Origin of the sequence: Sulfurovum sp., from assembly GCF_015493435.1 — a bacterium.
GTDB lineage: Bacteria > Campylobacterota > Campylobacteria > Campylobacterales > Sulfurovaceae > Sulfurovum.
Genome location: NZ_WGDD01000016.1, coordinates 1 through 20,348, shown reverse-complemented (window position 1 = coordinate 20,348; position 20,348 = coordinate 1). Strand labels below are relative to the sequence as shown.

The window sequence follows — 20,348 nt, the reverse complement described above, 5'->3', positions numbered from 1 at the left end:
GTTTAACATTTTTGTGCAGTTGCGGCCAATTGCCTGGACAAAAGACAAAATATCTGTTTAAAAGACTTCCCACATGTCTATTTATATGATAAATAATTAAAAAAAGTTATATTTTTTTAAATAAACACAACTTTATAAGATAATTTTAATATTATAACATATATAATTGGTCAATAAACAAGGAAGTTTAATATGTTTTTGGAAAAAAATTCGTCGAAAAAGTCAAAATCAGATGTGAAAAATATTGTAATTCTTGATGCATATTCGGATAAGAAGTATATATTTAAAGGTGAAAAACTTGAGCCTTTGAAAAAATTTACTTATAATAAATCTAATTTTATCAGTTCCTATATAAGCAATAAAGATGTTATCACTACAACAATAGAATTGAGCCGAAGTATTCCCGAAGAGGACATTCGGGATATTCTGGATATTAAGGCATATGAAGAGCTTGGGCTTGACCAGGCTATGGATTATGTGATCTCCTATTCGGAAGTCGATACGACAGCAGAAGAAAGAGAATTTCATATTTTCGTAGCACAGCCTGAGGTACTTGAATCTCTTTTCATGCCGGTGAAAGAGCAGACCAAATATCTTGATCTTATCATCCCTGCCCCGCTTCTTTATAAAGCCCTATATAAAAGGGAGATACTGCAAGACAGAGGTGTCCACTGTTTTGTTTATTTTAATACGTATGATGCATCTGTGACATTTTACAGCAATGGAGAGTATCTTTATTCAAAATCCATAGATTTTTCCTTAGAGCATATGTATGACAAATACTGTGAACTAGTGGGGGAAAAAGTAGATGAAAAAGAATTTTTTACTGTATTGGAATCAGAGGGCTTAAAAACCACGGACAGTACTTACCAGAAAAACCTGATGAAGATATTTGGTGAAGTATTTATTACGATTAATGATATTATCATTTATGTCAAAAGAGCATTCAAACTTGAAAGCATAGACAATATGTTCATTGGAAGTGTGCAGGGGCCGATCATCGGTTTGGATGACTACAGTGAAAACTATCTGGGACTACAGTCTGCAGATTTTAATTTTGATTACCATATCAGCAGTAATGAATGGTACACGGATCAGCTTCAGTACCTGATGCTGCTGAGTTCTCTGGACTATCTTGAAGATGAGGCCTCCGTTGTTAATCTGACAATGTTCCCCAGACCTCCTTCTTTTGTGAACCGTGCCAGCGGGCAGTTCATTATTGCAACCGTGGCAGCGATTTCTCTGGGATTGGCATATCCTTTGGTGTATCTGGTCGGGTCCTATGCCAATGATGCCAAAATATACGCACTGAAGATCCAGGATAACAAACTTTCGGCAGAAGCAAATAAATATAAACAGATCCTGGGAAAAAAGAAAAAAATAATTTCCGGTCTTGACAAGCGGATCGCAAATCTCTCCAGAACATATAATGGAAAAACAAAGACGCTTACCTCAATTTATGATAAAAAAGTCAACTACAGGCTCAAATCTGAAATCTTTTATATGATCGCCAATGATCTTGCAAAGCATGACGTACATGTTGACATGATCCATACCAAAGACAATACTTTATGGCTCTCTCTTATAAGTTCCAATGATAGAAAACTTACAGAACTAATCAAAGATATTTCACATAGACATTTTAAAGAATTGAATTCCATAGATATTGAATTGATTAAAAAAGATCCAAAAAGTGCATACTACAAAGGTTTGTTAAAGGTGGAATTAAGATGAAATTTATAGAAGATAAACTCGAAGAACTGGATAATTATTTTGCTCCCAAAAAAGAGAGCGAAAAGTGGCTGATTATCATAGGGGTTGCCGGTATCATTGCTTATCTGGCATATGCCTATCTACTTCCTTACGCAGAAGAGAAGTATAAGAAAAGCGAGATCACCAAGCAGAATATCCAAAAACGTATTGCAGATAACAATACTTATCTGAATTCAATTACGGTAGGCGGAGACAGAGAATACTATGTGAAAAAGTATAATAATGACATAGCAAGGAAAAAACAGAGTATCGTGAAGTTAAACAAGAAGATCAACTTCCTTGATACCAATATCCAAAAACTTTCGGATATGCTTTTCAATCAAAAAAGCTGGTCAAAATTCCTGAATTCAATTACGGATAAAGCGCAAGTGCAAAATGTTGATATCAAGTATATTACAAACCATTATGTCAATAACAAAGGCAGTTTCGGACATGTACTTGAAGTAGGTATTGGATGTGAAGGAAGTTATAAAAATATTATTAAGTTTATGAATGAGTTGGAGCAGAATACACTGGTGACAGATATTTATGGTGCAAATCTTACATTAGACGGCAATACTTCCCAGATTATAGCGGATATCAATATTTCAGTATGGGGGATAAATCACTAATGAAAAAATTACTATTAATTCCTGGACTCTTTGTACTTTCACTTAATGCTAATCTTTCTGTAGATCAAATGCAAAATATGATCGTCAAAATCCATGAAAAAAGAAAAGGTGTTGATCTGGCCACATTGGATCAAACAAAAGAACCGTTTGTTGTCAGGCAGAAAGAAGGTAATCTTACTATCTTCGCAGCCCCGATAAAAATACAGGAGGAGGTGAAGTTATCATTGCATGCTATCATGAACGGAAAAGCATACATTAATGATTCATGGAAAAGCGTAGGTGACAAAATTTTAGGGTATACACTGAAATATATAGGTAAAAGAGGTGTAGTACTTAAAAATGGGAATCAAATCAAAAAATTGTTTCTTCATGAAAACAAAGATAATTTCATCAAGATAGCAGGAGGGGAATAAAATGAAAACAATACGAAACAAGGGAATAAAGTTTATTGCTGCATGTGCCATGCTCATTGGCTTTACAAATACTATGGTGGCGGGAAGCTGCTCTACAAAGCTTTTTTCTGTCACGATCGATAGTAAACTCACGATTGGCGATGTGATAGAAAATTTGGCTGAAACCTGTAATTTGACTGTGATCGTGAGGGATAATGCCGCAAAAAAGCGAATGAATAAAAAACTGTATTATGTCAAGCTGAAGAACAGTACGCTTAAAGGATTTTTAAATACGATCCTGAAAGACAATGATCTCTACTATACATTAAAGGGAAATAAACTGACTATTTCCTATCTGATCACGAGAACCTTCAAAATCCACTATATTTCGGGACAAAGAATCGGAAAGAGCAATGCAAATGTTACGATCGCCAATTCTGCTAATTCTGCCGAAGGGGCCCAGGGTACCTCTGGTGGTGCAGGAGGACAGGGCGGACAGGGCGGAAAAGCGGGAAACAGTATGTCCAGAACAGGTATTTCGATCGAGAGCAATGATGAATTCAGGTTTTGGCAGACTGTTCAACAGGAAATACAGCGTATCCTTATAGGCGCAGCGGACGGCAGTACGCATTACACTAAAACAGGTAGCGGTTGGACAGGTCCTGACGGAGAGGTATGGGAATATAATCCGCTTGCACCGATCGTAAACCCTGAAGCAGGGATGGTTACTGTGACCGGTACAGCAAGACAGATCAACAGGGTAGCACGATATATCAGTGCCTTGAGCAAACAGATCAAAACACAGGTGTTGATAGATGTAAGAATCCTTGCAGTGAAGTTTGATGACAGTCGAACGACGGGTGTCGACTGGTCACAGTTGTACGGACTGCAAAACTTTACCGTGAACTCACTGGCAATGGCACAGAAGAATGTTGCTTCGTATACCTTTGATCAATTATCAGGTATTACAGATTCTACATTTGCACCTAATACACAGCCAAGAAATGCGCAACTGGTTCAGTTTACCGGTAAAGCGGAAATTAATGAAGTGGTAAAATTTCTTGCGACACAGGGGGATGTGAAAGCAATCTCCAGTCCAAGGGTGATGACGCTTAATAACCAGCCTGCTTTGATCAGTGTAGGTAGAGAACTGTTTTACAAGATCAAGTCTACAAGTGCACTGGGAACAGGTAATAATGCCAATACGGCCCAGGGCGAAGTTGTAAACTCAGTCTTTGCCGGTATTCTGCTTGATATTACGCCTGAAATTGGCAGTAACGGTATTATTACCCTGAAAATCAATCCGTCGATCTCGGAAACCATTGATGATGTGAATTCTAAAGTGGGAAGCAGAACAATTCCGCCTGATCTTATCAGAAGACAGATTGCTTCTGTGGTCAAAGTGAAAGACGGCGAACATGCGATTCTTGGCGGTCTGATTACATCAAGTACAGGTACAAAGCTCAACAAAGTACCGCTTTTGGGAGATATCCCGCTATTGGAATATGCATTCAAGCATGAAGAAAAGATCAATAGAGTGGAAGAGCTGGTGCTGATTATCACACCGCATATTATTAAAACATCCAAATCTGTGACTTTAAGAGATTTGGGATATACAAAGCTCAATGAAAAGTAGATACGAATCTGCGAAAAATGTATTCATCGATTCAATCGATATCGATGATTACATAGAGTTAAGTACTTCGGTCACTGCTTATAAACAGTTAGAGCACAGTATGGACAAGCCTCTCAAAATGATCCTTCTTTTTGGCCGTCCGGGTACAGGGAAAAGTATTTTGCTTAACCGTATCCAGCAGAAATTGAAATATCAAAAAGAAATTCACTATTTTGATACACCTTCACTCAGTGAAAAAGAATTTTTTCATAAATTATTTAAAGTTTTGACAGGAAAAGAATTACCTAAAAATACAGAAGTAAATTTTTCTGCTTTAGTGGATTTTTGCAAAAATTTAAGAGGGGAACGGGAGATCATTATACTTTTGGACGAGGCACAGATGTATAGTCCGGAAATGATGGAAAAGATACGTCTTCTGTCTGACAGCAGGGCTGTGAAATTTGTTGTTTCACTGCATAAAACAGAGAATGAAGATCTCATAGCCAAAGAACATTTTCAGTCACGCATATGGGAAGTGATAGAATTGAAAAATGCCAATTATGAGGATTTGACGAATTATGTTCACAAAAAACTTCTCAAAAAGAATCTTTTTGAGACAGCAAACAGTATCAAAGCAAAAGAGATGAAACTTATTCATACCTTCACTCAGGGAAATTTCAGAGAGTGCAACAAGCTTTTGTTCACTATCTTTGAAATTTGTGAGTATTATGATGCCAATGAACCTTCCAAAATAAACTATACTAAAATCCCCAAACGGATCATAGAGATGGCAGCACTTAAATTAGGATATATAGATGTATGATATTAAGCCATTGGAAGAAGAATGGAAAAGGTATCAAAAAAAGAAAAAAAGGCCTTATATCATCATCTTTTTTGTCCTAGTGCTTTTTGGGGCCGGTATAGCCATTTTGTATTATATAAAAGATATGAATAATGTGCATATACTGCCGACTGATAAGAATATCACTGCCAAACCTAAACAAAAAGCAGTGGTTTTTGTTGAAGATGCTCCTTTGAAACAATTGCAAACGGATCAGGAATCGGCAGAAGAGGAACAGGCAGAAGTTTCTGATGAAATCGTTGAAAACCTTCCTCTCCCGAGTGGGAAGACGGTACGAAAAAAACCAAGAGTGAAAATGAATATTATCACTACTGAGATGCCCACTGTCAAAAAAAGAACAGTAAAAAAGACGAAAATACAAACAGTGCCACATAAAAAAGTTCACCTGAACATAACAGAAACGTCTGCTGCCAATGCCTATAAGGAAGTTGCAAGACGTTTCAGGGAGACCAAAGATCCGGATGATTCCCTTTTTCTTGCCAGAATATACTATAATAAGGGGCAATACAAAAAAGCCGAATATTGGGCACTGCAGACAAATACGGTTGACAGCAACATTGAAGAAGGTATTCTTATCTTTGTCAAGGCAAAAGCAAAGCGGGGACACAGGAATGAAGCGATCCGTATTTTGTCAAAATATATTAAACAGACAAATTCAAGAGCAGCCAGAATACTGTTGCAGAAAATTAAAAAAGGAAAAGTATAGACAATACTGTATTGTTTTTACTGTTCATACAAAAAGAGAGGTCTTAAATGGTTAAACTGATTGAAATCATGTTGGATGAGGGTTTGATAACAAAAGAGGCGATTTCAACATTAGTCAAAAGCAGACCGCCCAAAAAAATATCCTTTGCCAATCTTGTAGCAGAGAATATGATAGATTTGCATACGGTAGAGATTTTCCTTGCCAAAAAAATAAGGCAGGGTGTTATTACCCTGGAGCATCTTGAAAAGATAGAGGGTATTGATATTACGCCGATACTCGAAGAGATCGCCAAGCAGCTTCATGTGGAATATATTGACCTTGATAGTATTGAAATCGATATGAAGCTTTTCTCCCAAGTGCCCTACAAACAACTTTTAAAATACAATGTTATTCCTGTTGAAGAGAGTGATTTGAATGTACTTGTTGTCTTTGATGATCCGCTTGATATGGCGGCACATGATGCAGTTCAAAGGCTTTTCCCAAAAAAACCTATCAAGATTGCTATATCAAAACCCAGCCAAATCCGTAAACATCTTCATCGGTTGGAAATTAATGAAAGTATCAAAAGTCTGATCATGGAGATCCGTCAGGACCTCAGTAAAGAAGGCAGTACAGATGAAGAGGACAGTGAAAATCCTGCGGTACTGAAACTGATCGATATTATCCTCAAATCAGCGATTTTTATCGGAGCAAGCGATATACACGTGGAAGCAACAGAAAAGAGCTGTATTGTCAGAGAACGTGTCGATGGTATGCTGCGTCAGAGTTTTACCTTCGATAAAGATATATTCAGTCCATTGTCATCCAGAATGAAACTGCTTTCCAATCTCGATATAGCAGAAAGGCGAAAGCCTCAGGATGGTCGATTCTCTGCAACCATATCAAAAAAAGAATTTGACTTCAGGGTTTCTACACTGCCTACAATTTATGGTGAATCGATTGTAATGAGAATACTCGACAAAACCAAAGCGATGATTCGTCTCGAAGAGGCAGGGATGAGTAAGTTCTGCTATGACAGGTTTTCGCAGGCGATCAAAGTACCTTACGGGATTGTATTGGTAACCGGGCCTACCGGTTCGGGTAAAACAACAACACTCTATGGTGCACTCAATGCCATCAAAGACGTTAAAGACAAGATCATCACCGTTGAAGACCCGGTAGAATACCAGATGAGTGGTTTACAGCAGGTTCAGGTACGTCCCAACGTAGGTTTGACTTTTGCTTCTGCTTTGAAATCGATATTGAGACAGGATCCTGATAAGATCATGATCGGGGAGATCCGGGATCAGGAAACACTTCGAATTGCGATCCAGGCAGCCCTTACCGGGCACCTGGTACTTTCGACACTACACACAAACGATGCAATTTCCGCGGTAACAAGAATATTGGATATGGGGATTGAAGAATATCTGGTTTCAGGGGCCTTGGTTGCGATCCAGGCACAGAGGCTTGTCCGAAAGATTTGTCCCTACTGTAAAAAAGAGACAGTCCTGCCTGAAAGTCTGTTAAAAGATGTCAAACAGTATCTTCCTGAAAATCCTACATTTTATGTGGGTGAGGGATGTAAAGAATGCGGCCACAGCGGTTACAAAGGACGGGAAATGATTTCAGAAGTTTTGACGATCAGTGAAACTTTCTCCAGAATGATTGCCAGAAACGCCTCGAAAGAAGAAATGACAAAACAGGCGATGGAAGAGGGCTTTATCAGTATGTTTGAAGATGGTGTACGCAAAGCACTTGAGGGAAAAACAACAATTGAAGAAATTTACAGGGTGGCAAGGCTATGACAAAATATTTTAATGTGACTGTAATGGAACGAGGGAAAAAAAGATTAGAGTTAATCAAGGCGGAAAATAAAATACAAGCCGTCAAAATTGCAAAAAACAAATTCTCTTCAGGAATGGTCACCAAGGCAGTTGAGACATCGGCACCGCTTGAAGAAAGTCTGTCAAATTTTATGGCCGGTATGAGAAAATCTTTTAAAGCAAAAATTCCTATTGACGATAAAATATCCACTATTCGGCAAATTGCTGTTATGACTGATGCAGGTATACCTATCACAGATACATTGGAAGATGTGGCGGACAACACGGACAATAAAAAGCTTAAAGAGATCTACAGCAAAATGAACAGTGATATCAATGCGGGTAACAGTATGTCTGATGCAATGAAGCCTTATGTAGATGAATTCGGACAGGTTGCACTTGCAATGACTCAACTGGGAGAAAGAACGGGTAATATTTCAGAATCCTATCTTAAACTTGCAAAGATACTTGAAAGTATCAGGGATAATACGAGAAAGTTTAAAAAAGCGATCCGTACACCGATGATCACTATGGCTGCCATGGCAATAGCCTTTACGATACTGATCATGGTCGTTGTACCGAAATTTAAAGACATTTTTGATAAATTCAAAACAGACTTGCCGATACCGACACAAATATTATTGAAGCTGGAATGGGCACTCAATAATTATGGGCTGTTGATTCTTGCTATTCTGATCGGTATTGTTGTAGGTATCAAGTATCTGTATAAAAACAATATGGATTTCAAGTATAATATGGATAAACTGATGATCCATCCAAGATTCTACCTGATCAATAAAGCTATTTTTCTTTCTACCATGCATAAATACAATCTTGTATTTGGTGAATTAGTACGATCGGGTATTCCGGTTTCTGAAGCCCTGGATACGGCTGTAGGTATGGTCGACAACCTGGCAATCAAAGAGCAGCTGCTTACGGTAAATGCCAATATCGGCCGGGGTATGAACCTTGCAGAAGCGTTTGCTTTGACCGGACTCTATCAGAATATGCTGCTGCAAATGATCAAAGCAGGTGAAGCCGGTGGTCAGCTCGATGCGATGCTTGAAAAAGTGACAGATTACTATGATATGGAGTTTCAGGATCTCATCGATAACCTGTCGGCTTATATTGAACCGGTATTGCTGTTTTTTATTGCAGGACTTGTATTGCTTATGGCATTGGGAATATTTATGCCGATGTGGGATCTTGGCAAAGCGGTTAAAGAATAAAATGAAAGAGAAGGAAACGTCTTCTTCTCTTTCAGCGATTGAATAAAAAGAGTAGTAATAATTCTTCTATAGCCGGTGAAATTTCACGGCTTTTTCCAGATCTTCCTGTGTATCGATACCAAAACTTTTTGTATCTACCTGTACCATAGCTATCGAATAGCCGTAGTGCAGTGTACGCAGCTGCTCAAGTTTTTCTATATCTTCCAGCGGTGACGGTGTCAGTGTACAATATGTTCGTAGCGAACGTACCGTGAAACCGTAAATTCCCAAATGCCCTTTATAGCTGTCAAAATGATGATCTCTCGGGTAAGGGATCTTTGCACGTGAGAAGTAGAGTGCAATCTCATCTGTATCTGTAACAACTTTGACGATATTGGGATCATCTGCTTCCGGGTTGCTGATGAGTTTGTAGCAGGAATTCATCATGATCTGTTCATTGGAAGCATTTTTTTTGCTCAGGTCGTAAATGGCCTGGACCACTTCATGCTCAATGAAAGGTTCATCACCCTGTACATTGATCACGATCTCATCTTCAGGCAGACCGAGTTTCTGTGCCGCTTCGTAGATACGGTCCGTACCGCTTTTATGTGTGTTGGATGTCATGACGGCATCGATGCCATGCTCTTTGGCGATATCGATCACTTCCTGTGCATCTGTCGCGATGACCACCGAGTCGATCTCCTGCACGGCCATAGCCGTCCTGACGACCATGGGAATGCCTCCTATGTCAGCAAGTACTTTGTTCGGGAAACGGCTGGAGCCTATGCGGGCGGGAATGATGATCATAATAAAACCTTTTGTATGTAGTTAGGTATGATTTTACACTCTCTATGCTAAAATAGCAAGACTTTTAAAGGGGTGATATGAAACAGGCACTGATACTTCTCAATATGGGCGGCCCCAATACGATTGAAGAGGTGGAACTTTTTTTACGAAATATGTTCGCAGATGAACATATATTGACGATGAATCCCGTTATGCGCAAGTTTATTGCCAACATCATCATCTCCAAACGTCTGGAGGATGTCAAAGAGAACTACCGTCTGCTTGGCGGGAAATCGCCGCTGCCGGCACTGACGGAGAAACTGATCGAAAAACTGAAGACCCGTCTGGACCTGCCGATCTATCCGGCCATGCGCTATGTACCTCCTTTTGCGGACAAGGCACTGTACAGCTGCCAGAAAAATGGTGTGGAAGAACTCATACTCTTTCCCATGTATCCTCAGTACTCCACGACCACGACCCTCTCTTCTGTCGAGGATATAGAACGGCGCTGCGAAACCATGGGGTATGCGCCGAAGATCACGGTCATCGATCCCTATTATGATGACTACGGTTATATCGAAGCCTGCTGTGAGAAGATCCTGGAAGCGGCAGAGGGAAAAGATACCCGAGAGTATGACCTTCTCCTCTCGGCGCACGGACTGCCCATGAGCATCATCAAGGCGGGGGATCCCTATCAGAACCAGGTAGAAGGAAATGCTTCGGCGATCAGAACCTATCTGGCATGCAAGGGAGTGGAATTCCATGATATCAAGCTGGTCTATCAGTCGAAAGTGGGTTCTTCCGCCTGGCTGGAGCCAAACCTTGTGGATGTGCTTAGAAATCCGACACACAGAAAAGTACTGATCTATCCTTTGGCATTCACGATCGACAACTCCGAAACCGTGTTCGAGCTTGATATAGAACACAGAGAGATCGCTGAAAAGATCAAATATGAGGACTATATCGTCGCTTCGTGTATGAACGACAGTGAGAAATTCGTGGAGATGATCGTTGATAAAGTCACTGCTGCAGCCTTATAGCACTCATTTGAGATCCCTTTTCTGGGTCACGTTGGTCGGGACCTATATCGCAGCGGTCCTGCCGCAGGATATCGCCCCCACACTGGGTCCGCTTTCGGACAAGTGGACTCACTTTCTGGCTTTTTCTGTACTGACTATCCTGCTGCGTCTCTCCTACCGTATCAGCGCGGCACAGACAATGATTTTCCTTTTTCTCTATGGCATTCTGATCGAATTTTCACAATACTTTACAGCGAACCGCTGTGCAGAAACACTGGATGTCGTTGCAGATATGATTGGGGTAGCTATTGGTCTGCTCCTCTATATGTTTTTGAAAAAGAGCATAGATGCATACCGTTGAAGCACATACGGTCATCACCACAGAGGTCAACCGCTCAAAATTCATTGCCTACTTGGTACCTATAGCTGATTACGAAGGTTTGCAGGAGAAACTGAAGAAGGAGCATTCCAAAGCCAACCATGTGGTCTATGCACTGCGGTACCTGAATGAATTCGATCAAGTCGTTGAGAACAGTTCGGATGACGGCGAGCCGAAGGGATGTGCGGGCGTACCCGCGCTGAATGTCATGCGCGGTGAAGCATTGATCAACTGTGCCGTGTTGATCGTACGTTATTTTGGCGGTATCAAACTGGGAACGGGCGGCATGGCGAGGGCATATGCACTGGCGGTCAAGGAAGTACTGAAGGTTGCTGATATGATTGTTTATGAAAAAGAGGTTGTGTATGCATTTGTTACACACTATAGTACGATAGATAAAACCCTGTATACTTTAAAACAGTGTGGTATTGTCCAAATCGAACGTAAGTTCGAAACCAATCAGGTAGACTGGAAAATCAGAGCAAGTGAAGAGAAGATAGAACAATATAAAAAAGAAGCAGCTCTTAAGCGCTAAGAAGCGCTCAATACTACAGGGCCTCCTCATCCTCTTCTTCCGTTCTGATACGGATGGTTTTATTCACATCCGAGACAAAGATCTTTCCGTCACCGATCTTGCCCGTCTTGGCGGACTTCATAATGGCTTCGATGGCTTTGTCGGCATATTCCTGGGAACTTACCACGATCTCTATCTTCACTTTGGGGATGAACTCAACGACATACTCCGCACCCCTGTAGAGCTCTGAGTGTCCCTGCTGTCTTCCGTAACCCTTGACCTCGGAAATGGTCATTCCTTCGATCCCTGCTTCAACCAGTGCTTCTTTGACATCATCCAATTTGAACGGTTTGATGATTGCTTCTATTTTTTTCATATCTTATACTCCTTAAATACTTCGTTTAAATTCCGGGTAGGCTTCCATACCGCATTCGATGGCATCGATACCTTCAAGCTGTTCTTCATCAGCTGCACGCAGTGAGAAGAATTTGTTTATAATATAGATTATAGCAAATGATAAAGGAAAAACAATAGCGCCTACCACGACTACACCTTTAAGTTGTGCCATAAAACTCACATCTGCAAATATTCCGACGGCAAGTGTTCCCCAGATACCGTTGACGAGGTGGACAGAAAGGGCACCTACCGGATCATCCATTTTAAGTTTGTCGAACAGGGGTACGAAGAAAACGACCAGGGCACCGCCGATCGCTCCAATGAGAATCGGTACATAGATACTGTACAGATCAGGGCCGGCCGTGATAGCTACCAACCCACCGAGTGCACCGTTCAGGATCATGGTAACATCGAATTTTTTGTATCTGACATAAGTAAGGAGCCAACCGATGATCGCTCCTGAAAGACCTGCGGTATTGGTATTCATGATCGTAAGTGCTACTGTATCGGCATGCTCTTTGCTTGAAATGGCGCCCACTGACCCACCGTTAAATCCAAACCATCCGATCCATAAGAGAAATGCACCAAGTACCACAAGAGGAATATTGGAAGCCGGGATAACTTGAACCGCACCATTTTTTTTGTAACGACCTCTTCTTGGACCCATGATCATGATAGCTGCAACCAGTGCCCATCCTCCTGTGGAGTGGATGACTGTCGAACCTGCAAGATCATGCATCCCCGAGATATCGAGAAATGTACCTGAAAGAAAGTTTGCTCCCCAGGTGATATTGACGATCGTGGGATAAAGAAATGCACCGACAATGATCGTAAAGAGTACCAGAGGTATGATACGTGAACGTTCACTGACACCGCCACTCATGATGTTGATGACTTTTCCCACAAAGGCCATTTGAAAGAGAAAAAAAGCATATTTGTTTATGCTGTCCTGATGGTCCCAACTGCCAAAAGCATAAGTATAGCCTATGAGCAGAAATGCCAAAGAAGCAACGGCATAGATCATGACATTGACGGTAAGTACCGAAGTGACGTTCTTTGTTCTGACAAGTCCCGCCTCCAGCATTGCAAAGCCTGGCACCATCAAGATGATGAGCGTCATGGTAAAGAGCGAGAAGAAAGTGTCTATGACATAATTCATTTCCATAATTTATCCTCCTATAAAAATAAAGTAGGATAGTGTAACGCTTATTTGAAAAGAATGAAAGGTTTTGTTGCTATAAAATAATACAATATTTTGAACAATTTTTAAAAAAAAGAGAATTTTATGATTAAATTTTAATCAGTCGGAGATGGACACAGGGAAAGTTCCCTATGTCAAAAGAGATTAAAGTGCCTCTTCGTCTTTTTCATCTGTTCTGATCCTGAGAACAGAGTCTATCTGGCTTACAAAGATCTTACCGTCGCCGATCTTGCCGGTCTTGGCAGCACCATTGATCGCTTTAACTGCGATATCTGCATATTCCTGACTGCTGACAACGATCTCGATCTTGATCTTTGGGATGAATTCAACGACATATTCTGCACCTCTGTACAGCTCAGAATGTCCCTGTTGTCTTCCGTATCCTTTTACTTCAGATACAGTCATACCTTCGATACCTGCTTCAACCAATGCCTCTTTGACATCTTCGAGTTTGAATGGTTTGATGATTGCTTCGATTTTTTTCATGTTTTTTCCTTACTAATCGTTTTATCTAAATAGTATAGTGATGGCTAAAAAACAGGGCAAAGCCCTGATTATGGTTTTACTATAAATTCATTCCTCTTTCACCGTGCACTGACTCGTCAAGACCCATCTCTTCACTGTCAGCAGAGACTCTCGCGCCACCTGTCAAGGCACTTGCAACATAGTACACGATAACGGTACCGATAAGTGTCCATAGTCCGACTACCACGACTGATTCTACCTGAACCATAAACTGTCCCATCCTGTCACCGCTCTCTTTAAGCGGACCGTCCCAGAGAAGTTCTTTGTCATTGAGTGCAAGTACACCTGTCATCAATGCTCCCCATAAACCTGCGAGGAAGTGGATGCCGAAAGCATCGAGCGAGTCATCGTAGCCAAACAGTTTTTTGAGTTTTACAACACCAAAGAAACCGATGAGCGAACCGCCGATACCTACGATGAATGCACCGCCTACACTGACAAAACCGGCAGCAGGAGTGATGGCAACAAGACCGGCAACGATACCGGATGCGATACCAAGCAGTGTCGGTTTTTTATATACAGCCCACTCAACAAGCAGCCAGGTCATACCGGCAGCGGCTGTGGCGATCGTGGTAGTAAGAAGGGCAACCCCTGCAACGGCATTCGCACCGAATGCGGAACCGGCATTGAATCCATACCAGCCAAACCATAGAATGGCAGCACCCGCGGCAGTCAGGATGATACTGAAAGGCTGCATAGCCATTTTCGGATAACCTGCTCTTTTACCTACAAGGATCGCAAGTATGAGGCCGGCCAGACCACCATTCATGTGTACAACTGTACCACCGGCAAAGTCAAGTGCACCGGCATCAAAAAGCAGGGCACCGTCTCCGCCCCATACCATATGCGTAATAGGTGCGTATACAACCAGTCCCCACAGTGCGACAATGACCATCCATGTTGAGAACTTCATACGTCCGATCACTGAACCGGAAGCAATAGCGACAGTAATTGCAGCAAAGGTTCCCTGGAATGCGACAAATACATAAGTAGGGTAAGAACCGCTAAGATCTTTCCATGTTGTACCGCTGAGAAGAATGTTTCCAAGACCACCGATGAACTTTTGGATACCGGCACTTTCTGCTGTTCCAAATGCAAGCGAGTAACCTGCAATGATCCATACGACAAATGCAAGTACGAAGGCACCCATGACCATTGCATAGGTATTCAGAGCATTTTTTGATCTGGACATACCTGCATAGAAGAGAGCCAGACCGGCTGGTGTCATAAGGAGTACAAGCGCTGTAGATATCATCATCCACGCTGTATCACCCGAATCGAGTTTGTCTTCCGCCATCGCGGCGATCGGCATCAATGATGCCAGTAGAGCTAAAAGTTTTAACTTCATGCTGTTTCCTTTGAATGTGTTTGATGAACCCGAATGCTGCAAACCTATTGCATCATCCGGGATGAACAAAGGTATCATAACATGCCGAAAGTTGTTTGGGAAGTAAAAAAGTGATTAATTTTTAATCATTTGTTTTTTCTTACTGAATAAGAGGTATTTCCAGTTTAATAACATGTTCTTTGAGGAGAACAGAGATATGACTTTGGTTGGCAAGCATTCTGATCTCTGCATCTGCATCATTATATCTTCCGTTGGCTTCTATGGAAAGTTGCACTATGGGTTCTTTTTTATCTAAGATAATAACATGCTCGCCTATAAGCAGTTTCAGACTGATATTGATAGAGTCGGACGACCTGAAAGCATCGAGTACTTTTCGGAGAAGTTTGGAAAAATTGTTCTGGTCTATTTTGAAGGAAGGAATATCCTGGTCGGTGAGAAGCTGCAGTTTGTTGCTGTTCTTTGTTTTAAAGAGTGCAATGTTGGCTTCAAGCAGTATATTGATGTCAGTGGTCATCAGTTTTCCGCTCTCAAGCGGTGCTGAGGGTTTGACTCTCGGTGTGTTGTAAAAACGTATGGAGATATGTTCTTCATTCTCGTAGCCTACTGTCACGGCATAAAAATTGAAAGAGTCATAACTGAGTGTCAGTGTAGTGGTCTTGTAGCCGAAAGACTGCGGTGCATAGGCCAGTGCAATATCGTAAAGCTCCTGTTTTGAAACATAACCGAAAAGAATTTCAGCTGCATTATTCAGGTAAAGTATCTTTCCCTGGTTGCTGAAGAGGACAAAGGGAGAGTTGTCCCATTCGACAAAAGGCTGAAAATCAATCGATAGCGTGTTCATGGATCTTTTTCCTGAGTGTATTTCTGTTGATACCCAAAATCTGGGAAAGCTGCAGTTGGGAGCCGTACTTTTTCAAGCCGGCCTCGATCAGAGGTTTTTCGTAGAGTTCAAGGTACTCTTTGTAGGCATTGTTCCCCTCCATATGCTCCAGCAGATAGGTATAAACAGCTTCTTCGATACTCTGTTTGTCCATGGAGTGGATCATCAGGTGTTCATAAATGACTTTTTTCAGGCTTTTACTGTTAGTGCTCAGATCCATAGGTACTTTGGATAGGTTGAAATCTTTTTCTTCAAGAAGAAGATCATGCTGTGCCTCTTTAATAAAGTACTCTTTAATGTACAGTGCATCTTCATGACGTTCTTTGAGTGAAGGCATGGTATAAATAAAAGCGAAAAGGTTGTCTATGGTCGTATAGTTGCCTATGAAGTTGGCGGTAGCGATGATACGCTTGTTGTCAAAGTCAAGTGATTCCTGGTTATTCAGTTTTTCAAAATCAGTAATGATCAGCTCATCATACTCTTCAAGTGCAGCCTCTACTTCCTGCTGGTTTCTGCCCGATACCAGATGACTGTAGGGGAAAAGGTAGCGTGCCAGACTCTTCTTCCCAATATTGGCTTCTCCTATGATAATGGAAGAAACAAAAAGGGTTTTGGTCAGATTGAATCCTTTGATGATGTTCTGTATCTGTTCCGATTTGGTGAAAAATTGTTCCATATAAGTACTTTTTATAAATATAATTTGATTAAAAAAACATCATTGATTGATATTCACATTATATCAAATCTATGTTAAACTATTAAAAATAGAATTTAAAGCAAGGTAGAACTATAAAAAACGCGTTCAGACATTTTTGTACACACAACCCGCATTTGACACTTGAGCAGTCTATTGAGTACTTTTCTATTTTGGGAGGCATGGAAGAAAATATTGATCTCGGTTTCTTTGACGATCTTTTTTCGATGGTCAAAAGCAATTTTGTCAATGATTTTTCAACCTTTCAGGCACTGATATCTCCTTCTTACCTTCTTGAAACACCGTACAGTGATATTCTTGCAGCCGTTGCCGGAGGTGACGGAAAGTTCTATAGTGTATTGAAAAAGGCGTATTTGAGTGAGAGTGCCGGAGAAAAGATCGTCAAAGAGCTGATCGGCAAGGGCATTCTCTACATTGAACCTACGCGTGAGCAGCCTCTTCGTATCCATCCCAAGCACAAGATCAAAAAAGAGTTGCGTTCCTACCGCATACAGGATAAACTGCGTTTCTGCAAACCGTTCATGCGTTTCTGGTTCGGATTTGTCATCCGCTACCGAAATGACCTTCATCAACGCAAAGGGACATTGTTTCTGGAAAATTTCAAAAATCATTATGAACGCCTGCGCTCACTGATCTATGAGCAGTTGTGCAATGACATGCTGGAGCAGTATTACCGTACAAGTACACCGCTGCTGAGTCACGGAAGCTACTGGGACCAACACAGTGAATTTGACCTGCTTGCGGTCACAACCGATAAAAAACTTATTTTGGGAGAATGCAAATACAAAGAACGCAAAATCTGCAAGAATGAACTTTCAAAGCTTAAAGCCAAAGCGGAAAAATCAGGGATAGCGGCAGACGTATATGTCCTTTTTTCAAAAAACGGATTTTCCAATGAACTTTTACAGATGAAAGATGAGAGGCTGCTGCTCTTTGATCTGAATGATCTTAAGATACTTCTTTAGGCATAATGTAGTGATATAACGTATTTAATTAGAACTATCATCGTCTTTTCTCTTAAAATACCCAAAAAAACTAAAAGAAAGTACGTTTTATTTTTAAATAAGGTAGTTTTGGCTATAAATACATAAAAAAAGAGAAAAGCCGATAAAATTTAAGGTTTTATGGGTTTTTCTCCATAGCATAGATGATTGGATCGTAACAAAAAATGAGAATATTAACGGTAGGCTTCGATGACGAATATGTTAAAGAGCTTGAAAAAGAATTAGATAAATATTTTATCTGTATTGTAGACAATGCCAAAGATTTGTATGATGCAACGAATTTTACGGATTTTAGACATTATGAGCTGGTCATTATTGTAGATGAAGGTGTGAAATTCTCACTTGAACGTTATGTAAATGAAGTCAAAAAGAAGAAAAGTGAAACTAAGATTATTATTTTAAGTTCTGATGTATGCAACCAGCGGGAATTTTTCAATCTCGGGGTAGATGATGTTGTTACGCAGCATACAGAGTATCCCGATCTGATCGCGGCACGTGTACTTTCAAATATGCGTCATCTTTTCGGTACCCAGGTAAATATCGATAAACTGGTGATCGATATTGCGAACAAGAAGATAGAATTCGATGAAAAGATCGTTTCTCTGAATGGAAAAACATTTGATATCCTTGCCTATCTTGCTTTGCGGAAACAGCGTGTATTTTCCAAAGACGAAATCATCAATGCCTTATGGGAAGAGCCGGAATATGTAAGTGACAACACTGTCGAAGTAGCGATCAACCAGATCAGAAAAAGACTTAAGAGTATTCTTGGTTTCCAGGTGATCCATACCGTCAGAAGACGCGGATATAAATTTTCCTATTGATCGTTCTGCCGCCCGTTCCGGGCTTAGATCCATTTGCGTTTTTTCAGCCAGCGGAAGATAAACCAGGCAATGGTAAGGTTGAGTATCCAGACGGCGAAGTAGCCGTATTTCCATTCGAGTTCAGGCATGAATTTAAAATTCATACCGTAAATACCTGCAATAAAAGTGATGGGTAAAAAGATGAGAGAGATCGCAGCAAGTCTCTGCATGGCCTGATTCATACGGTTGCTTAAAAAACCCATAAGAAGTGTTTGCAGGTACCCTGTACGGTCAAGATAGGTTTTTGATTCGTTAATGGAAAAAGAAAGGTGTTCTTTCAGGTCAATGAACTCATACTGAAGTTTGCGGCGTTTTTCCGAAGAGAAGTGGTTATAGATCTTGTTAACGGTATCGTTGGACTGTACAGAAAGTTTGGCAATGCGGTTGAGCGTTCTGCGTGCGAAATAGAGACTTTTCTGCACATCCTGTTCATTGAGGTTCTCGGCAAATATCCTGTCTTCAATCTCTTCAAGGCGGTCGTCGATCCTGTCGATGATCCACATGGTGTGATCCACCATGATGTCGATGACAGTATACGTGATATATTCGAGAGAATCACTCTGCTTATACCGTTTGTAAAGTCTGTTGGTAATATTTTTAATGATCTTTGTATCACGGCTCAGAAAGAGAAAGGTATTGCCTGTCATGACAATGACGACATTTTCATCGTGATAGAGCAATTCATCTTCTTCATCCTGAATGAAGTATTTGAGAATGATCAGTTTGAACTTTTCATTCTCTTCATAAGCAATACTCTGGTCTTCATTTTGAATATCTTCAATAAAACTTTCGGGAAAGTTGTGTTCGGCAAGCCATTTTAAAATGATCTCATTGTCGATCGTGGTAAATACGACCTGTTTTTTGCTGTCGTCAAGGACGATCTCGTCTTTCCGATAGAGACGATCGCTAAAAAGATACATCAGGGCTCCTTTGAACAGATTTGAAAATTATACAGCAAGATTCCCAAGCAGATGATGAAAAAACCAAATACTCCCAGAGTGTGTATTTAAACCTGTAGACAAAATTTTCGTCTTTGTCATAGACCTTAAAGAATGTGGTCAGACTTTCCCGTTGAGCTCTTTGGTGATGGGTTGGTTAAGTAGATTGGTGAGTTGTTATTGTCACCTGGCATCTAAGGGCTCAAGTCTATCAAGCGATAACTATGTATTACTATTTTCTTTTTGGCGAAAATATACATAAATAGGTCCGAAAATGCATACGGCTCCCAAAACAAAAGAGAGCCAATAGGGTGCACTTGTCAAATCGAACCACCAAGCCTTCCCATAAGATTTTGGATAAAAAAGAAATGCGATAATATCAAAGTCTTTCTGTCTTATCCAAAGTGAGATTCCATTGATTGTAAAATAAAACCACATAAAAAAAGTAAATAATCTTAGTATCATTGCACAATTCCCCTGTATAATACTTCTACTGTGTATCTGAACAATCTTTTCAATGCCACCTCCTTATTATAGCGCATGGCTTGATTAAGTTATCATTATCACCTCGCATGCCTTATACCTAAGACCTAAGCATCTCTTTGTAGGGTAGCAACTAACCCATTAATTAATCTTAAAATATCTTATATAGCACAAATAGAATTGATATATATGGGTATGTGCTTTTAAAATAGTTTGGAAAATATCTCAAAAAATACATGACAAAAGAGCCGATACAAACAACAGGAAGAGCAATCATCGACATGATATATAACAAATAAGCTACTCCTCCCAGTAAATCATTTTT

Annotated in this window: 21 protein-coding genes; 13 read left to right on the top strand and 8 right to left on the bottom strand. The window is 40.5% G+C overall.

All coding sequences use genetic code 11. The features are described 5' to 3' along the window. Positions 1–387 precede the first annotated feature (387 nt). From F8L24_RS02790 to F8L24_RS02755, 8 genes are all read left to right on the top strand, one after another. On the top strand, positions 388–1,734 hold the full coding sequence (locus F8L24_RS02790; RefSeq protein ID WP_294951528.1) for a hypothetical protein: 1,347 nt from the start codon (positions 388–390) through the stop codon (positions 1,732–1,734). Further along, the gene (locus tag F8L24_RS02785; protein ID WP_294951526.1) at positions 1,731–2,384 is read left to right on the top strand and encodes a hypothetical protein; all 654 of its coding nucleotides are present in this window, start codon (positions 1,731–1,733) and stop codon (positions 2,382–2,384) included. The genes F8L24_RS02790 and F8L24_RS02785 overlap by 4 nt, the downstream gene beginning before the upstream one ends. Further along, positions 2,384–2,797, top strand: coding sequence for a hypothetical protein (locus F8L24_RS02780; protein WP_294951524.1), 414 nt, complete (start codon positions 2,384–2,386; stop codon positions 2,795–2,797). The genes F8L24_RS02785 and F8L24_RS02780 overlap by 1 nt, the downstream gene beginning before the upstream one ends. Before the next feature lies 1 nt (position 2,798). Continuing rightward, positions 2,799–4,412, top strand: coding sequence for a pilus (MSHA type) biogenesis protein MshL (gene mshL, locus F8L24_RS02775; protein ID WP_294951522.1), 1,614 nt, complete (start codon positions 2,799–2,801; stop codon positions 4,410–4,412). Next, the gene (locus tag F8L24_RS02770; RefSeq protein WP_294951520.1) at positions 4,402–5,214 is read left to right on the top strand and encodes an ATP-binding protein; all 813 of its coding nucleotides are present in this window, start codon (positions 4,402–4,404) and stop codon (positions 5,212–5,214) included. Before mshL ends, F8L24_RS02770 begins: the two co-directional genes overlap by 11 nt. A gap of 124 nt (positions 5,215–5,338) precedes the next feature. After that, positions 5,339–5,959, top strand: coding sequence for a hypothetical protein (locus F8L24_RS02765; protein ID WP_294951518.1), 621 nt, complete (start codon positions 5,339–5,341; stop codon positions 5,957–5,959). Positions 5,960–6,006: 47 nt separating this feature from the next. Continuing rightward, positions 6,007–7,746, top strand: a complete 1,740-nt coding sequence (locus F8L24_RS02760) for a GspE/PulE family protein (RefSeq protein WP_294951515.1) — start codon at positions 6,007–6,009, stop codon at positions 7,744–7,746. Beyond that, positions 7,743–8,993 carry a type II secretion system F family protein gene (locus F8L24_RS02755; RefSeq protein ID WP_294951513.1) on the top strand — a complete coding sequence of 417 codons (1,251 nt, stop codon included), beginning with the start codon at positions 7,743–7,745 and terminating at the stop codon, positions 8,991–8,993. The genes F8L24_RS02760 and F8L24_RS02755 overlap by 4 nt, the downstream gene beginning before the upstream one ends. 66 nt (positions 8,994–9,059) lie before the next feature. Here the strand turns inward: F8L24_RS02755 and kdsB are convergent, their stop codons facing one another. After that, a complete protein-coding gene (gene kdsB / locus F8L24_RS02750) occupies positions 9,060–9,779 on the bottom strand; it encodes a 3-deoxy-manno-octulosonate cytidylyltransferase (protein ID WP_294951511.1) in 720 nt (239 codons plus the stop codon). A 77-nt stretch (positions 9,780–9,856) separates the two neighbouring features. Between kdsB and hemH the strand changes: the two genes are divergently transcribed. From hemH to F8L24_RS02735, 3 genes are read left to right on the top strand one after another with little or no spacing between them, the layout of a single operon-like run. Then, positions 9,857–10,798, top strand: coding sequence for a ferrochelatase (gene hemH, locus F8L24_RS02745; RefSeq protein WP_294951509.1), 942 nt, complete (start codon positions 9,857–9,859; stop codon positions 10,796–10,798). Between the two features lie 31 nt (positions 10,799–10,829). Then, on the top strand, positions 10,830–11,138 hold the full coding sequence (locus F8L24_RS02740; protein ID WP_294951507.1) for a VanZ family protein: 309 nt from the start codon (positions 10,830–10,832) through the stop codon (positions 11,136–11,138). Continuing rightward, a complete protein-coding gene (locus F8L24_RS02735) occupies positions 11,125–11,691 on the top strand; it encodes a YigZ family protein (RefSeq protein WP_294951505.1) in 567 nt (188 codons plus the stop codon). The genes F8L24_RS02740 and F8L24_RS02735 overlap by 14 nt, the downstream gene beginning before the upstream one ends. Before the next feature lie 13 nt (positions 11,692–11,704). Here F8L24_RS02735 and F8L24_RS02730 read toward each other — a convergent pair whose 3' ends face one another. From F8L24_RS02730 to F8L24_RS02705, 6 genes are all read right to left on the bottom strand, one after another. Beyond that, a complete protein-coding gene (locus F8L24_RS02730; RefSeq protein WP_294951503.1) occupies positions 11,705–12,046 on the bottom strand; it encodes a P-II family nitrogen regulator in 342 nt (113 codons plus the stop codon). 12 nt (positions 12,047–12,058) lie between these two features. Further along, positions 12,059–13,231, bottom strand: a complete 1,173-nt coding sequence (locus F8L24_RS02725; protein WP_294951501.1) for an ammonium transporter — start codon at positions 13,229–13,231, stop codon at positions 12,059–12,061. Positions 13,232–13,411: 180 nt separating this feature from the next. Next, on the bottom strand, positions 13,412–13,753 hold the full coding sequence (locus F8L24_RS02720) for a P-II family nitrogen regulator (protein ID WP_294951499.1): 342 nt from the start codon (positions 13,751–13,753) through the stop codon (positions 13,412–13,414). Positions 13,754–13,832: 79 nt separating this feature from the next. Beyond that, on the bottom strand, positions 13,833–15,140 hold the full coding sequence (locus F8L24_RS02715; protein WP_294951497.1) for an ammonium transporter: 1,308 nt from the start codon (positions 15,138–15,140) through the stop codon (positions 13,833–13,835). A gap of 139 nt (positions 15,141–15,279) precedes the next feature. Further along, a complete protein-coding gene (locus F8L24_RS02710; protein ID WP_294951494.1) occupies positions 15,280–15,981 on the bottom strand; it encodes a hypothetical protein in 702 nt (233 codons plus the stop codon). Then, the gene (locus F8L24_RS02705) at positions 15,962–16,696 is read right to left on the bottom strand and encodes a helix-turn-helix domain-containing protein (RefSeq protein ID WP_294951492.1); all 735 of its coding nucleotides are present in this window, start codon (positions 16,694–16,696) and stop codon (positions 15,962–15,964) included. Before F8L24_RS02705 ends, F8L24_RS02710 begins: the two co-directional genes overlap by 20 nt. A 200-nt stretch (positions 16,697–16,896) precedes the next feature. Here F8L24_RS02705 and F8L24_RS02700 point away from each other — a divergent pair, with 200 nt between their 5' ends. Together F8L24_RS02700 and F8L24_RS02695 are read left to right on the top strand one after the other, a co-directional pair. Next, entirely contained in the window at positions 16,897–17,700 is an 804-nt protein-coding gene (locus tag F8L24_RS02700; RefSeq protein WP_294951490.1) for a DUF234 domain-containing protein, read from the top strand. A 203-nt stretch (positions 17,701–17,903) separates the two neighbouring features. Next, complete coding sequence (locus tag F8L24_RS02695; RefSeq protein ID WP_294951488.1) at positions 17,904–18,563, top strand: response regulator transcription factor; 660 nt, start codon at positions 17,904–17,906, stop codon at positions 18,561–18,563. A 23-nt stretch (positions 18,564–18,586) separates the two neighbouring features. Here the strand turns inward: F8L24_RS02695 and F8L24_RS02690 are convergent, their stop codons facing one another. Continuing rightward, a complete protein-coding gene (locus tag F8L24_RS02690; protein WP_294951486.1) occupies positions 18,587–19,522 on the bottom strand; it encodes a magnesium transporter CorA family protein in 936 nt (311 codons plus the stop codon). Positions 19,523–20,348 lie beyond the last annotated feature (826 nt).

What these genes read in the sequence shown, in the direction of transcription:
- F8L24_RS02785 (WP_294951526.1), top strand. Translation starts at nt 1,731, where the DNA reads ATGAAATTTATAGAAGATAAACTCGAAGAACTGGATAATTATTTTGCT.
- F8L24_RS02780 (WP_294951524.1), top strand. Translation starts at nt 2,384, where the DNA reads ATGAAAAAATTACTATTAATTCCTGGACTCTTTGTACTTTCACTTAAT.
- mshL (WP_294951522.1), top strand. Translation starts at nt 2,799, where the DNA reads ATGAAAACAATACGAAACAAGGGAATAAAGTTTATTGCTGCATGTGCC.
- F8L24_RS02770 (WP_294951520.1), top strand. Translation starts at nt 4,402, where the DNA reads ATGAAAAGTAGATACGAATCTGCGAAAAATGTATTCATCGATTCAATC.
- F8L24_RS02765 (WP_294951518.1), top strand. Translation starts at nt 5,339, where the DNA reads ATGAATAATGTGCATATACTGCCGACTGATAAGAATATCACTGCCAAA.
- F8L24_RS02760 (WP_294951515.1), top strand. Translation starts at nt 6,007, where the DNA reads ATGGTTAAACTGATTGAAATCATGTTGGATGAGGGTTTGATAACAAAA.
- F8L24_RS02755 (WP_294951513.1), top strand. Translation starts at nt 7,743, where the DNA reads ATGACAAAATATTTTAATGTGACTGTAATGGAACGAGGGAAAAAAAGA.
- kdsB (WP_294951511.1), bottom strand. Translation starts at nt 9,779, where the DNA reads ATGATCATCATTCCCGCCCGCATAGGCTCCAGCCGTTTCCCGAACAAA.
- hemH (WP_294951509.1), top strand. Translation starts at nt 9,857, where the DNA reads ATGAAACAGGCACTGATACTTCTCAATATGGGCGGCCCCAATACGATT.
- F8L24_RS02735 (WP_294951505.1), top strand. Translation starts at nt 11,125, where the DNA reads ATGCATACCGTTGAAGCACATACGGTCATCACCACAGAGGTCAACCGC.
- F8L24_RS02730 (WP_294951503.1), bottom strand. Translation starts at nt 12,046, where the DNA reads ATGAAAAAAATAGAAGCAATCATCAAACCGTTCAAATTGGATGATGTC.
- F8L24_RS02725 (WP_294951501.1), bottom strand. Translation starts at nt 13,231, where the DNA reads ATGGAAATGAATTATGTCATAGACACTTTCTTCTCGCTCTTTACCATG.
- F8L24_RS02720 (WP_294951499.1), bottom strand. Translation starts at nt 13,753, where the DNA reads ATGAAAAAAATCGAAGCAATCATCAAACCATTCAAACTCGAAGATGTC.
- F8L24_RS02715 (WP_294951497.1), bottom strand. Translation starts at nt 15,140, where the DNA reads ATGAAGTTAAAACTTTTAGCTCTACTGGCATCATTGATGCCGATCGCC.
- F8L24_RS02710 (WP_294951494.1), bottom strand. Translation starts at nt 15,981, where the DNA reads ATGAACACGCTATCGATTGATTTTCAGCCTTTTGTCGAATGGGACAAC.
- F8L24_RS02705 (WP_294951492.1), bottom strand. Translation starts at nt 16,696, where the DNA reads ATGGAACAATTTTTCACCAAATCGGAACAGATACAGAACATCATCAAA.
- F8L24_RS02700 (WP_294951490.1), top strand. Translation starts at nt 16,897, where the DNA reads ATGGAAGAAAATATTGATCTCGGTTTCTTTGACGATCTTTTTTCGATG.
- F8L24_RS02695 (WP_294951488.1), top strand. Translation starts at nt 17,904, where the DNA reads ATGAGAATATTAACGGTAGGCTTCGATGACGAATATGTTAAAGAGCTT.
- F8L24_RS02690 (WP_294951486.1), bottom strand. Translation starts at nt 19,522, where the DNA reads ATGTATCTTTTTAGCGATCGTCTCTATCGGAAAGACGAGATCGTCCTT.